This window comes from Rhodopseudomonas sp. AAP120, assembly GCF_001295845.1.
Classification (GTDB): domain Bacteria; phylum Pseudomonadota; class Alphaproteobacteria; order Rhizobiales; family Xanthobacteraceae; genus Rhodopseudomonas.
Window position 1 is genome coordinate 36,534 of record NZ_LJIC01000022.1, and the last position, 14,012, is coordinate 50,545.

Genomic DNA, 14,012 nt, shown 5'->3' on the forward strand with positions numbered 1-14,012 from the left:
TCATTGCAAGGAACGAAGCGACGAAGCAATCCAGCGTCGAGCACTTGGCTGGATTGCTTCACTTCGCTCGCAATGACGGGGAGAGGCATCGATCTTGATCGATGCTCTCGAAGTCGAGCCGCCGCTACTTCTTCACCAGCGGGCAGGCCGGATCCGGCGGGCCGAAGGCGTCGTCGCCGGAGATCTTGGTCAGGATCTTGTAGTAGTCCCAGGGATACTTCGACTCCTCCGGGCTCTTGACCTGCACCAGCATCAGGTCGTGCACCATCAGCCCGTCCTCGCGCAGCTTGCCGTTGCGGGCGAAGAAGTCCTCGATCGGCTTCTCGCGCATCTTGGCGGCGACCTTGAGCGGGTCGTCGGTGCCGGCGTCCTTGATGCCCTGCAGATAATGCGTCACCGCCGAATACACGCCGGCCTGCCACATCGTCGGCATCCGGTTCATCTTGGCGAAATAGCGCTTCGACCATTCGCGGGTCTTGTCGTCCATGTCCCAATAGAACGAGGTGGTCAGCAACAGGCCCTGCGCGGCGGGCAGGCCGAGCGAGTGGATGTCGGTGATCAGCGCCAGCAACGCCGCCATCTGCTGGCCGCCCTTGAACACGCCGAATTCGGCCCCGGTCTTGATCTCGTTGATGTTGTTCGGTGGGCCGCCGGCGATGCCGATGATCTTAGCCTTGGAGGCCTGCGCCTGCAGCACGAAGGAGGACAAATCCGGCGTCGCGAACGGTGGACTCACCGAGCCAAGCACCTTGCCGCCGGTCTTGGTGACGACCGAGGCCGCATCTTTCTCAAGCGACTTGCCGAACGCGTAGTCGTCGGTGATGAAGAACCAGCTGTCGCCGCCGCGCTTCACCACCTCCTGCGCGGTGCCGACCGCGAGTGCGCGCGTGTCGAACACCCACTGCATCGCGTAGGGCGAGCAGAATTTGCCGTGGAAGTCGGCCGCGCCGGTCGACTGGGTGATGAACATCCGCTTCTTTTCGTTGGCGATGTTCTGCACGGCGAGGCCGACGGCGGAGACCGGCACGTCGACGATCAGGTCGACCTGCTCGACGTCGTACCAGCGCCGCGCCAGCGAAGCGCCGATGTCCGGTTTGAGCTGGTGGTCGCCGGCGACCACGCTGACCGGCTTGCCGAGCACGCTGCCGCCGAAATCCTCGACGGCCATTTGCGCGGCGGTGACCGAGCCCTGGCCCGTCGGCGTCGAGGCCGGACCGTTCATGTCGGTCAGCACCCCGATCTTGACGATGTCGTCGGAAACTTGCGCCGCGGCGACGGATGGCGACAGCAGCGCAGCCGTCATCATCGCCGCCGCCAATGGTCTGGCGAACATGTGGTTTCTCCCTTGTTCCGGCTCTGCGGCCGTGTTGTGATCGCGAACTTACACCATTCCGGTGCCGCGGCAATTTGCCGGCGCAACGCAGACGATCAGGGGCCGATGTTCGCAATTCTGGGGTTGGGGTTTCTGCTCGGGATGCAGCATGCGCTCGAGGTCGATCATATCGCCGCGGTGTCGACGATCGCGGCGCGCCGCAGCGGCATCCGCGATATCGTCAAGCATGGACTGACCTGGGGGCTGGGCCACACGCTGACGCTGTTCCTGTTCGCCGGCGCCGCGATCGTGCTCGGCCACGCCATTCCCGATCACATCGCCGAGCCGCTGGAGGGAGCGGTCGGGATCATGCTGGTCGGGCTCGGCGCGCATCTGCTGTGGCGGCTGTGGCGGGATCGCGTCCATGTCCATGTGCACCAGCACGGCGACGGGACCCGCCACGTCCATCTGCACAGCCATGCCGGCCAGGTGGCGCGGCACGATGCACCGGCCGCCCATCGCCATGAGCACGGCTTCCGCTGGCGCACGCTGATCGTCGGCCTGATGCACGGCATGGCCGGCTCCGCGGCGCTGCTGGTGCTGGCCGTGTCGCAGGCCCCGACGCCGACGCAGGGGCTGCTCTACGTGGCGCTGTTCGGCCTCGGCTCGATGGTCGGCATGGGCGCGCTGTCGGCTGCCATCGCCGTGCCGCTGGTGATCTCGGCGCGCGGCCTCACCGTGGTGAATCGCGGGCTGCAGATCGCGGTTGGCGTGCTGACCATCGTGATCGGGCTGCACACCATCCAGGCGACGCTGCTGGGCTGAGCCGCGGGGGCACCCCCGAAACTAGTTAGAAATTCGATCCGTCATCCGAGGCTTTGGACGTCGTCATTGCGAGGAGCGAAGCGACGAAGCAATCCAGCTCCGAGCGCTGGGCTGGATTGCTTCGCTCCGCTCGCAATGACGCAAGAAGCTGCTGACTTCGCTAGCTCCGCTTCCGGCCATCCACTCAGAACGACGGGGCGCGCGCCAGCTTGGCCAGCTCGCAGCCTTCGCAGTAGCGCGAATCCTTATAGTCGATCCAGTTGTGCGCGTAGATCCGCTCCGCCGGAATGTCGTAGCGGGCCTGCAGCACGCGCACCAACACACGCCATGCGTCGATCTGGGCTTGCGTCGGCGGCGCCGCGACATCCGGGTAGTTGCCGGCGAACTCGATGCCGATCGAATTGGCGCGGGTTACCTGGCGATAGGTCGGCTTGTTGTCGATGTACTTGTTGTCGTTGCGGTTGGCGCCATCGCCGTGCGTGGTGACGACGGTCTCGGGCACCGCCCAGTACACCGTGCCGTCGGTTTCGACCCAGATGGTGACGCCGCGGCGCGTCGGGTTCTTCGCCTGCTCGCGTGCGCCGTTGCGGGCCGAGCCGGCCGGGCCTTCGGTCTGGTGCACCAGAATGTTGCGCCAGGGCGCCTTGCGATGATCGCCCCACGGCGCGAGCCAGACGATCCGCAGGCCTGGGATGTCGGGCGTGCCGGCGCTGCGGGCGAGCGCGATCGGTTCGGATGACAGCGGTTCGGCCTGGGCGGCGAGCGGCGAGGCCAGTGCGGCCAGCAACGTCCATGCGAACAGCCGGGCGAGCATCGGCGGCAGCCTCACGAAACTGTCGGACTCAGGCGATCCTGCGCAGCGGCGGCACCAGCGACGGCGTCGTCTCCGGCGCCGGCTCGTGGAGCGCGTAGCGATCCTTGCCGAGTTTCTTGGCGTTGTACAGCGCGGCGTCGGCCGCCGCGATCAGCCGCTCGGGGTGCAGGCCGACCTGGAACGTCCACTGCGCCACGCCGATCGAGGCCGCGACGGTGATGCCGCTGTCGCAGTCCCGCTCGGACAGCGTGCGGCTTTCCTCGATAATGAAGCGGGCGAACATCGCGCCCTCGCGCAACGTGGTGGCTGGCATCAGCACGCAGAACTCGTCGCCGCCGGTGCGCGCCAGCAGGTCGCACCCGCGCAGCCGCGACTGCGCGGCGCGCGCGAACCGCCGCAAACACTCGTCGCCGGCCGCATGGCCGAAACTGTCGTTGATCGCCTTGAAGCCGTCGAGATCGATCGCCAGCACGCTGAACGGCTCGCCGCTGCGCATCGACGCTTCGCACTGTTCCTGCATCTGCTGCAGCAGCCGGCGCCGGTTGGCGATGCCGGTCAGGTCATCGACCAGCGCGAGGGTTTCGACCTCCGAGCGCAGCCGGTCGATCGCCATCAGCAGCAACCCGAAATTGAGCGCCATCGACAGGAACACCAGCATCAGCACCATGGCGGCCTGGAAGTCGTTGAAGTGCACCACCGACAATTCGCCGCCGACGCCCATCATCGCCGCGCAGGAGCGTACGGCATAAACCGCGATCATCAGGGCTGCGACGGTCGCGGCCATCCGCGCGCCCGGGTTGCGGCGGGCTTTGCGCTCCAGCAGCACCGGCAGCGCCATCAGGATCGGGATTCCTTGGGTGACGGAGTAGATGACGATCCGCGCCGCCATCGAGTCGACCACGACCAGGAAGAAGGCGAGGCCGGTCATGCACCAGAGCGTCAGGCCGACGGCCAGCCACCAGCTCAGGCGTCGGCCGTAGAACTGAAAGATGCCCATGCCGGTCAGGCTGGACGCCAGCACGATCGCGCCACCGCCGAAGACCAGCGGGGCGGTGTTGTCGATCACGCCGCGCAGCATCCCGATTGCGGCGCCTGCGGACAGCACGAAACAGCCGGCGGTCCAGTAGCGCGCCGGCGTGAAGCTCGGATAGCTCCGCATCACATGGGTCCAGACCAGACCCAGAGCGAAGAAATTGATGAGAAACACAACCCAGAGGGTCGGAACGCTCAACATCGCCCGGTCAAGGCACAGCGCGCCAAGTCCCTGATCCTGAATCCTGGGCGATTCATTGCAACTCCCGAAGTTGCGGACAAGTTGCACGGGGAGCACTTAACGGAGTCTGAGGGCGATTCGAAAAACTACGGGGTGGTTGTGAATATATGAATCCCCGAGCGTCTCTTGGTGACGGCCTCCGGCGGGGTGGCTGGGTCCGGGCCAGGGTCGGACGAGGGGGGCCGACGGATGACCAGGGCGGCCGGGCCGGCAATTTATCCGGCCGCCGGCTTCAAATGCCGACGGCGCTCGGATAGGGTCCGCCGCAACCGACCGGCGCCCGGCGCCCCAACCCCCGACATCGATGAAGATCACGCAAGCATTCAGGTTCGAAGCCGCCCATCATTTGCCCCATGTCCCCGAGACGCATCGCTGCAAGCGGATGCACGGACATTCCTATCGGGTGGAATTGCAGCTCTCGGGACCGGTGAACCCGAAGACCGGCTTCGTGCTCGATTTTTTCGAGATCGAGGCGGCGTTCGGTCCGCTGCTGGCGCGGCTCGACCATTACTGCCTAAACGACGTCGAAGGGCTGGAGAATCCGACCGCCGAGAACATCGCGATCTGGATCTGGGACCGCACCAAGCCGACGCTGGCGGCGCTGTCGAACGTCCGGGTCTATGAGACGCAGGACTGTTGGGCCGACTATGGCGGCGAGGATCGCGGCGTCTGAGCAACTGCTGATCGCGCGGAGGACCGCCGCCATCTCGGCGCGCGGTCCGCATTGCACGATGCCCTGATCAGCGGGCGGCCGCGGTCGCTGCAGCGCGGCCGCGATCTTCCTCGGTCTCCTGCTCCCACCGCAGAATGGTCGCGTAGAGATTCTGGAATTTGCTGGCGGTCTCGCCGTCGAACATCGGATCCTTGCGGGCCTCGATGCGCGAGTCGATCTTCGCCCAGTCCTCGGCGGTCAGCGTTTCCAGCGCGGCGGGGAACAGCAGTTGCTCTTCCTTGGCCATGTGGCGGCGCTGATGCTCGAGGAAGTCCGTCGCGGCGGCGTGGAAGGTCTGGCGCGGCAGTTCCTGATCGGCCAGCACGTCGTTGACCACCTGGGCGAAGCGGCCGAGGCGCTCGCCTTCCAGCACGTGCTCGGCTTCGATATCGCCGACTGCGCCGGCGACCGCCGGATTGCGCTCCTTGAGGATCTGATAGACCACATCCTCCTTCGGATGATGGCAGATCTCTGGATACTCCTTGAAGTACTGGATCACGGCCTGGAAGATCTCGTAGTCGGGCCGTTCGCGCCGGTCGAACACGTTGAGTTCGCGCTCGATCACGCCGAGCAGCTTCGCGATGTTGCGGTGCTCTTCGTGAAGAATTTCGATGATTTGTGACATGGCCGACCTCGACTGCTCGCTGACCGGAAAGACCGCGGCTGCGGCAAAATTCCACCGCGAAGATAGTGACCGGGGCGTCCCGATCCTTGCGGTAGATCAATGGGGTGCCGGCGGCTATCAGTCGCAACAAACTTCTACTTCAGTAGGCCATCACTTCAGATCGGCCGCCCGCAGCCGCAGCGCGTTGCCGATCACGCTCACCGACGACAGCGACATCGCGGCAGCCGCGATGATCGGCGACAGCAGCAGCCCGAAGGTCGGATACAGCACGCCGGCGGCGATCGGGATGCCGGCCGAATTATACACGAAGGCGAAGAACAGATTCTGTCTGATATTGCGCATCGTGGCACGCGACAATTTCCGCGCGCGGACGATGCCGCCGAGATCGCCCTTCAGCAGGGTGATGCCGGCGCTTTCCATCGCCACATCCGTGCCGGTGCCCATCGCGATGCCGACATCGGCGGCGGCGAGCGCCGGCGCGTCGTTGACGCCGTCGCCGGCCATCGCGACGACGCGGCCCTGCCGGCGCAGCTTCTCGACCACGGCGCTCTTCTGATCGGGCAGCACTTCGGCTTCGACATCGGCGATGCCGAGCTTGCGGGCGACGGCTTGGGCCGTCGTGCGATTGTCGCCGGTCAGCATGATGACCTTGAGGCCGTCGGCGGCGAGGGCCTTCAGCGCGTCCGGCGTCGACGCCTTCACCGGATCGGCGATCGCAATCAGGCCGGCAAGCTTGCCGTCGATGCCGACGCTGACCACGGTGGCGCCGTCGGACCGCATCTGTTCGGTCTTGTCACGTCGCGCAGACGTGTCGATGCCGAGCGAGCCGAGATAGCTCGCCGTTCCGATGGCGACCATGCGGCCTTCGACTTTGCCGGCCGCGCCTTTGCCGGTCGGCGCATCGAACTCGTCGACCTTGGCGAGCACGAGCTTGCGTTCGGTGGCGGCCGCGACGATGGCGTGGGCGAGGGGATGTTCGCTGGCGCGCTCGACGCTGGCGGCGAGGCGCAGCAGCTCGCCTTCGTCGAAGCCGCTGGCCGTGACGATGGCGGTGACCTTCGGCTTGCCCTCGGTCAGCGTGCCGGTCTTGTCGATCACCAGCGTGTCGATCTTCTCCATTCGCTCCAGCGCCTCGGCGTTGCGGATCAGCACGCCGGCCTGCGCGCCGCGGCCGACGCCGACCATGATCGACATCGGCGTGGCGAGGCCGAGCGCGCACGGGCAGGCGATGATCAGCACGCTGACGGCGGCGACCAGCGCGAAGGTCAGCCGCGGCTCGGGACCGAACGTCGCCCAGGCGGCGAAGGCGGCGATCGCGGCGAGCAGCACCGCCGGCACGAACCAGCCGGCGACCAGATCGGCGACGCCCTGAATCGGCGCGCGCGAGCGCTGCGCCTGCGCGACCATCTGCACGATGCGCGACAGCATGGTGTCGCGGCCGACCTGGTCGGCGCGCATCACGAAGCCGCCGGACTGATTGATGGTGCCGGCCACCACCTTGCCGCCGGCCTCGCGCGTCACCGGCATCGACTCGCCGGTGACCATCGACTCGTCGAGCGAGGAGCGGCCTTCAAGGATGATGCCATCGACCGGCACCTTCTCGCCCGGGCGCACGCGCAGTCTGTCGCCGACCGCGAGGCTGTCGATCTCGACCTCGTGCTCGCTGCCATCGGCTTCGAGCTTGCGCGCGGTCTTGGGCGCGAGGCCGAGCAGCGCCTTGATGGCGCCGGAGGTCGCTTCGCGGGCGCGCAACTCGAGCACCTGGCCGAGCAGCACCAGCACGGTAATCACTGCGGCGGCCTCGAAATACACCGGCACGGTGCCGCCATGGCCGCGGAACGCTGGCGGGAACAGCTGCGGCGCCAGCGTCGCCACGACGCTGTAGACGTAAGCGACGCCGGTGCCCATCGCGACCAGCGTGAACATGTTGAGGTTACGCGTCACCACGGATTGCCAGCCGCGCACGAAGAATGGCCAGCCGGCCCACAGCACGACCGGTGTCGCGGTTGCGAGCTGAATCCAGTTCGACAGCACCTGATCGATCAGGCCGTGGCCGCCGACCAGATGGCTGCCCATTTCGAGCGAGAATGCCGGCAGCGCCAGCACCAGCCCGATCCAGAACCGGCGCGTCATGTCGACCAGTTCGGGATTCGGCCCGTCGTCGAGCGACACCAATTCGGGCTCCAGCGCCATGCCGCAGATCGGGCAGGTGCCCGGGCCGATCTGGCGGATCTGCGGGTCCATCGGGCAGGTGTAGATCGTGCCCTCGGGAACGGCTGGAGCGGGCTTGGCCTTCGACTTGTCGAGATAATAGACCGGATCCGCGGCGAATTTCTCGCGGCAGCGCGCGGCGCAGAAGTAATAGGTCTGACCCTGATAATCGAAGCGGTGCTTCGCCGTCGCCGGATCGACCGTCATGCCGCAGACCGGATCGATCACCTTGCCGGCGGCGGGCGCCGCATCGTGGTGGTGATGGGCATGGTCGTGACCGCCGTGATCATGGCCGCCGCAGCAGGGCGCAGGCGCGGCGAAATTCGTCAGTTGATGCAGCTTCGACGCAGGTTTGGGCGGCAGCACCAGCGGCTGGGCTGCGTTGGCGAGCACGCCGGCCGGATCGGCGGCGAATTTGCTGCGGCAGCCATCGCAGCAGAAATAATAGGTGGTGCCGTCGTGGTCGCAGCGATGCGCGGTGGTGGCCGGATCGACGGTCATGCCACACACCGGATCGATCGCCTTGGTGGCGGCGGGCGTGGCCTGATGGGCGTGGCCGCCGCAGCAGGAGCTCGCGGCAGCCGGTGCGTCGTTGCTCGAGACCGAGCCGCAGCAGCTCGAGTTGGCGGCCGCATTGTCGTCTTGAGGCTGCTTCGTGCCGCGCATCGCATCACCTTACCGCTTGAAACCTATACCCTGTAGGGGTATATATCGGCCATGAAGTCGGACATCAAGACGTCGTGTCAGAAACGCCTCGGCAGGATCGAGGGGCAGGTCCGCGGCATCTCCAAGATGCTGGAGGAGGGCCGCTACTGCATCGATATCGTCACGCAGATCTCCGCGGTCCGCGCGGCGCTGCGGCGGGTCGAGGAAGAGGTGCTGAAGGATCACGTCGCGCATTGCGTCGAGCATGCGATCGCGAGCGGCAACAAGACCGATCAGCGCCAGAAGATCGCCGAGCTGATGGATGTGATTCAGCGATCCAGTCGCTGATCTGAGGCCGATCGCCGGCGGCCGCGTTGCGGCTGATCAAGTCGGCGTATGGAACAGTTCCACGCTCCGGTTCAACGACCCGGCTTGGCCGCTGGTCCGAACAGCGACGACCTCACCGCGCTGAAACCTTTCGACAAGCCGGTCAGCCCGCATGACACCGGATCGCCGTCGCATGCGTACTTGGCGGGCTGCACCAGGCGTTGCCGTGGCTTGGCGGCGGTCCGGAGCTTGGCCGGGCGCTGGCGCGGCTTGGCGGCCGCGGCGCGCGGGGCCTCGACCGACGGGCGTGGCTTGACGGCGGGGGCGGCTTCGGCCGGCTGCTGCGCCTGCAGCGCGGCGATCTGCTGTTGCCGCGCAGCGAAGGCCGCGGCGATGATCGTGCGACGGCGCTGGTCGAGAAATTCGGTGTACTGCTCGTCCATCTTGCGCAGTTCTTCGGCGGTCGGGTTGGGCCCGGCGATGTCGAAGCTGCGATTCTGCATGAAGTCGAAATAAGTGTAGCCGCCGCCGGGTTTGCGCCGGCCGGCGAATTTGGCGTCGCATTGCGCCGCCAGCGCCGCCTTGGCGTCCTTGCTGTCGGCAGCCTTCTCGCCCTTCTCGATGCAGTCCTCGTAGTCCACCGGGGTGCGGGTCGGCCACCACTCGGCGCGCGCATCGGACGGCAGCGCGGCGGCGCCGAGCGCGAGCATCAGGTGAAAACTGGTCAGCTTCCGAAAGCCGGTCATGCCCGTCCCGCAGCGGCAGATCACGCGAAGATCGCGGGATTCCGCCGTCGGGGTCTGGCTTTGTCAAGTACACAGGTTGCGAGCCGCTCGCGACGGCGGGCGATCGGTCGTATTTGCAGGGCTTTATCCCGGCGGCGCGGCGGCCCTCATTCCGGAGGGAGGCCCGCGCAAGCGCTGTCAGGCGGCGAAATGCTCGGCCGAGACTGAGTCGCTGTGCTCGATGTGATCCAGCTCGGACAGCTTGGTGATGCTCTTGCCGCGGCAGGACCACGAGATCAGCGCCTCGTCCCCGGTGATCGACAGGATGATGCCGGTGACGTTGCCATGGGCGGTGACTTCGTCGCCGACTGAAAACGTCTGGTTCTCGAGCGCGGCTTCCAGCGCGGCGCGCAGGCTGACGGCGTCGCTGCCGCCGGCAGCGCGGAAGGCGGCGGTGGCCTTGGCGACCATATCCTCAGTGACTTTGAGTTTGTGGGTCATTGGTGATCCCTCGATCGGTCCGGTCGTCGGTAGCGATAGGCCCGGGAGCTTAACGGTCTGCGACCAAGGCCGGTGTGGCCGTGAGCATGAGCGATTTTCCGTTAAGGCGGCGAGCCGCCGGACCTCATCTCCCTGACATATTACCGCTTGCGGTACATATGCACCCAATCCCGAAATGTGATTTGACCTGCATCAAAAGCAAACGCGCGCCCGAAGGCGCGCGTCGCAGGCCGCAGACGAATTGCGATAGCAGGATCAGACGGCGATCGAGTGCCGGACGTTCGAATTGCGCAGATAGGTATCGAACACCGAGGCGACCACGCGAGACAGCCGGACGCCGTCTGCGGTGAGCGTCAGCTTGCCATGATCGCAGATCACCGCGCCGTCGCGCTGCAATTCGGCGAGCGCTTCTTCTTCGGGGGCGTACCAGTGGTCGGCATAGCCGAACGCGCGGCCGGCGGCGGCGAGGTCGATCTTGCCGTCGCACATGATGCGTTCGATCACATGGGCGCGCAGATTGTCGTCCTTGGTCAGGCCGTGGCCGCGCGCCACCGGCAACTTGCCGGCCGCGACCGCGCGCGCCCAGGCGCCGGTTTCGACGATGTTCTGGATGTAGCCGCTCGGCGTGCGGCCGATCGAGGTGGCGCCGATGCCGATCAGCGTCTGCGCGGCGTCAGCGGTGTAGCCTTGGAAGTTACGGTGCAGCTCGCCGGTCTTGGCCGCCACGGCGAGCGAGTCGCCCGGCAGCGCGAAGTGATCGATACCGATGCGGACATAGCCGCCCTTGACCAGGGCTTCCGCCGCCGCGTCGGCCTGCTCGGCGCGCAGCTCCGGCTTCGGCAGCGAGTCGTCGGGGATCATCCGCTGGTTCTTGGCGACCCACGGCACGTGTGCGTAGCCGAACAGCGCGACGCGGTCGGGCTGCATCTCGACGCATTGCTCCACGGTGCGCCGCAGATCTTCGGCGGTCTGATAGGGCAGGCCGTAGATCAGGTCGAAGTTGATCTTCGACACGCCGGCCGCCTTGAAGCGATCCATCGCGCGCGCCACCATGTCGGGCGGCTGGATGCGGTTGATCGCGGCCTGCACCTTCGGGTCGAATTCCTGCACGCCGAAGCTGGCGCGGGTGAAGCCGAGTTCGCCGATGGTCGCGACCATCTCGTCGGTCAGCGTGCGCGGATCGCTCTCGATCGCCAGCTCGGCGTCCGGCACGAATTCGAAACGTTCGCGCAGCAGCGTCATGATCGCACCGAGATCCTCGGGCGATATCACCGTCGGGGTGCCGCCGCCGAAATGCAGATGCCGCACCGGCATGGTGCCGGGCATCGCGTCGGCGACGAGGTCGATCTCATCGATCAGGTTCTCGACATAGTCGGCGACCGGGCCGTATTTCGACGCCAGCTTCATGTTGCAGCCGCAGTACCAGCACTGCTGCTTGCAGAACGGCACGTGCAGATACAGCGAGATCGGCTCGTCGGTGTCGAGCTGGGCCAGCCAGCCGCGATACACCGATTCCGGAAACTCCTTGGCGAAATGCGGCGCCGTCGGATAGCTGGTGTAACGCGGCACCGAGCTCTTGGCGTATTTTTCGAGAGCAGACGACATCGCAAGGTCTCTCACATCGTCCGCGGATCAACGCGCGGAAATGGTTTCGGAAGGGCCGGCGATCGGCGCTGATCGGCGGCTGGCGTAAATATTCGCGGCGTCCGGGATCGTGGTCCAGTCCGCCACGAAGCGGCAGCAATCGTCGCCGCGCGCTCCGCAAGTGGTCTCGGTCACCCGGGTATAGGGCGAGACCAGCGCCTGAAACAGCCGTTGAAATACGGAGGCGTGCCAGACGCAGACCTGGTGGTCGGCGTGTTCGCCGGCGCACAGCGGATTGGCGGCGATCTCGAAGGTGACGGTCTTGCCGGCGGTGGCGGAGAACTTGCCCGAGCCGGCGAAGGTCCAGGCGTGCGCGGTGATCGCCTTGGTCAGCATTCTGGCGGCGATCGACGCCGGCATGATCTTGAGCACGGCCTGCGCCAGTTTCGGAATCCGGTTGGCCAGGATGTAGTCGCCGGTGCGCAGCCCGGCGTCGGCGAGGATCACGGCGGCTTGCGGCGGCGGCAGAACCCGGCGCACCGCCTGATGGATGGCGGCGACCGGGCGCTCGTCGACCATTACGGACGGCGGCTCGGCGAGCCAGTCGCTCGCCGCCGCCTCCGAGAAGATCTCCTTCGCGGCCGGCTGGAGACCGGCCGCGTCGAGCGCGTGGATCAGTTGGATGACGGCGTTGGGTCCGATCTCGGACACCTCCGGCATCCCGCTGTCAGTGGCGTGTGACGGAACCTGCGTCATGGGTGTCCGCCATGCGGCTGGTTACGGTCTTGGCGAGCGCCGCCTTGGCATCGGCTTCACTCTCTTCCATCTGCTCGGTGCCGCCGCCGCAGGCCGAGACGATGGCCATCTGCGAGGCGGCCGCCTTGCGCGAACGGTCGGCATTGGCTTCCCAATCGGCCATCTGCGCGTGCGAGATCTTGCGGGTCTCGTCGAAGTGGAAGTCGACCTTCTTCTTCGATTGCGGACCCCAGTAACCGACGCGGCCGAGATCGTAGAACTTGCGCTCGAAGCCGGCCTTGAGGAACGCCTTCAGACAACCCAGCAGATAGCGTCGCCGTCGCCCCGTTCCCGACCATGGGTAGGAGAAGAACGCCTTGTACATGTAGAACCGGCGATAATTGTTCATCACCCGGTCGAGCAGTTCGCCGCGCTCCATCGCCGCCGGCTTCACGATCGGCGTGACGAAATTGTACTTGGCGAAGTCGAACACCTCGACCTTGTCGCTGAGTTCCTTGAACAGCGGCGTGAACGGCCACGGCGTGTACATCGACCAGTTGGCGAGGTCCGGCTTCCAGTCCATCGCCATGCGGTAGGTTTCTTCCAGCGTCTCCGGCGTCTCGCTGTCGAGGCCGACGATGAACTGAGCTTCGACCACGATGCCGGCTTCACGCAGAAGGCGGATCGCCTTCTTGTTGTCGGAGATCTTGGTTTCTTTGTTGAACAGGTCGAGCTTGAGCTGCGCCGCCGCTTCGGTGCCGAGCGAAACGTGCATCAGGCCGGCTTCGTTGTAGAATTTCAGCAGCTGCTCGTCGCGCAGGATGTCGGTGACGCGGGTGTTGATGCCCCACTGCACCTTCTTGTTCAGGCCCCGCGCGATCAGCTCTTCGCAGAACTGGATGAACTTCTTGCGGTTGATGGTGGGCTCTTCGTCGGCCAGGATGAAGAAGCCGACCTGGTATTTCTCGACCAGCTCCTGGATTTCGTCGACCACCTTCTTCGGATCGCGGACGCGATAGTCGCGCCAGAATTTCCACTGCGAGCAGAACGAGCAGGTGAACGGGCAGCCGCGCGCCATGTTGGGAATCGCCACGCGGGTGTTCATCGGGATGTATTTGTAGAGCGACCAGTCGAGGATGCTCCAGTCCGGGCTGATGGCGTCGAGATCCTTCACGGTCGGCGCCGCCTGGGTGGCGATGATCTTGCTCTCGCCGTTGATGCCGTCGGTGTAAGCGAGGCCCTTGATCGAGTCGCGATTGGCCGGCCATTGTCCGGAGTCGATCGACTTCGCCAGATCGACGACGATCTCTTCGCCTTCGCCGCGGACGATGACGTCGACCCACGGCGCTTCGCTCAGCACCTGCTGATACATGAAGGTGGCGTGGACGCCGCCCAGCACGGTGACGATCTTCGGATCGACCTGCTTGGCGACCTTCAGGGTCTCTTCGGCCTTGTAGATCGACGGCGTGATCGACGTGGTGCCGACCATATCCGGCTTGTAGTCGGCGATGATCTGCTTGAGCTGCTCGTCCGAGGTGTCCTCGGTCATCGCGTCGATGAATTTGAGGTCGGTGAAACCGTTCGCCTTCAGCGCGCCCGCCAGATAAGGCGCCCAGGCCGGCGGCCAGTGGCCGGCAATTTCGGCGCCACCGGAATGATAATTCGGGTGAATGAGAAGGATGCGCACTGACATTTCTCCCATGATTGTCAAGAAACGATGACA

The 14,012-nt window shown here is 65.9% G+C and carries 13 protein-coding genes; 3 read left to right on the plus strand and 10 right to left on the minus strand.

The window, feature by feature from the left end:
• Positions 1-124 precede the first annotated feature (124 nt).
• The gene (locus IP86_RS05060) at positions 125-1,333 is read right to left on the minus strand and encodes an ABC transporter substrate-binding protein (protein ID WP_054161426.1); all 1,209 of its coding nucleotides are present in this window, start codon (positions 1,331-1,333) and stop codon (positions 125-127) included.
• Between the two features lie 105 nt (positions 1,334-1,438).
• Between IP86_RS05060 and IP86_RS05065 the strand changes: the two genes are divergently transcribed.
• Complete coding sequence (locus IP86_RS05065; protein WP_054161427.1) at positions 1,439-2,137, plus strand: sulfite exporter TauE/SafE family protein; 699 nt, start codon at positions 1,439-1,441, stop codon at positions 2,135-2,137.
• A 184-nt stretch (positions 2,138-2,321) separates the two neighbouring features.
• Here the strand turns inward: IP86_RS05065 and IP86_RS05070 are convergent, their stop codons facing one another.
• Together IP86_RS05070 and IP86_RS05075 are read right to left on the minus strand one after the other, a co-directional pair.
• Positions 2,322-2,951, minus strand: a complete 630-nt coding sequence (locus IP86_RS05070; protein WP_054161428.1) for a peptidoglycan recognition protein family protein — start codon at positions 2,949-2,951, stop codon at positions 2,322-2,324.
• Between the two features lie 28 nt (positions 2,952-2,979).
• Positions 2,980-4,185 (minus strand): GGDEF domain-containing protein, encoded by a 1,206-nt coding sequence (locus IP86_RS05075; protein WP_054161429.1) that lies wholly within the window; start codon positions 4,183-4,185, stop codon positions 2,980-2,982.
• Positions 4,186-4,528: 343 nt separating this feature from the next.
• Here IP86_RS05075 and queD point away from each other — a divergent pair, with 343 nt between their 5' ends.
• Positions 4,529-4,897, plus strand: coding sequence for a 6-carboxytetrahydropterin synthase QueD (queD, locus tag IP86_RS05080; protein ID WP_054161430.1), 369 nt, complete (start codon positions 4,529-4,531; stop codon positions 4,895-4,897).
• 67 nt (positions 4,898-4,964) lie between these two features.
• Here the strand turns inward: queD and IP86_RS05085 are convergent, their stop codons facing one another.
• Positions 4,965-5,561 carry a hemerythrin domain-containing protein gene (locus IP86_RS05085; RefSeq protein WP_054161431.1) on the minus strand — a complete coding sequence of 199 codons (597 nt, stop codon included), beginning with the start codon at positions 5,559-5,561 and terminating at the stop codon, positions 4,965-4,967.
• Between the two features lie 150 nt (positions 5,562-5,711).
• Complete coding sequence (locus tag IP86_RS05090) at positions 5,712-8,273, minus strand: heavy metal translocating P-type ATPase (RefSeq protein WP_054161486.1); 2,562 nt, start codon at positions 8,271-8,273, stop codon at positions 5,712-5,714.
• A gap of 216 nt (positions 8,274-8,489) precedes the next feature.
• Here IP86_RS05090 and IP86_RS05095 point away from each other — a divergent pair, with 216 nt between their 5' ends.
• Positions 8,490-8,765, plus strand: a complete 276-nt coding sequence (locus IP86_RS05095; protein ID WP_054161432.1) for a metal-sensitive transcriptional regulator — start codon at positions 8,490-8,492, stop codon at positions 8,763-8,765.
• 71 nt (positions 8,766-8,836) lie between these two features.
• Here IP86_RS05095 and IP86_RS05100 read toward each other — a convergent pair whose 3' ends face one another.
• From IP86_RS05100 to bchE, 5 genes are all read right to left on the minus strand, one after another.
• Positions 8,837-9,490, minus strand: a complete 654-nt coding sequence (locus IP86_RS05100) for a hypothetical protein (RefSeq protein WP_054161433.1) — start codon at positions 9,488-9,490, stop codon at positions 8,837-8,839.
• A gap of 177 nt (positions 9,491-9,667) precedes the next feature.
• Positions 9,668-9,970 (minus strand): hypothetical protein, encoded by a 303-nt coding sequence (locus tag IP86_RS05105; protein ID WP_054161434.1) that lies wholly within the window; start codon positions 9,968-9,970, stop codon positions 9,668-9,670.
• A 255-nt stretch (positions 9,971-10,225) separates the two neighbouring features.
• Entirely contained in the window at positions 10,226-11,575 is a 1,350-nt protein-coding gene (gene hemN / locus IP86_RS05110) for an oxygen-independent coproporphyrinogen III oxidase (protein WP_054161435.1), read from the minus strand.
• A gap of 27 nt (positions 11,576-11,602) precedes the next feature.
• Complete coding sequence (bchJ, locus tag IP86_RS05115; RefSeq protein ID WP_054161436.1) at positions 11,603-12,310, minus strand: bacteriochlorophyll 4-vinyl reductase; 708 nt, start codon at positions 12,308-12,310, stop codon at positions 11,603-11,605.
• Positions 12,282-13,976: a magnesium-protoporphyrin IX monomethyl ester anaerobic oxidative cyclase gene (bchE, locus tag IP86_RS05120; protein ID WP_054161487.1), complete on the minus strand. Its 1,695-nt coding sequence runs from the start codon at positions 13,974-13,976 to the stop codon at positions 12,282-12,284. Before bchE ends, bchJ begins: the two co-directional genes overlap by 29 nt.
• Between the last annotated feature and the right edge of the window lie 36 nt (positions 13,977-14,012).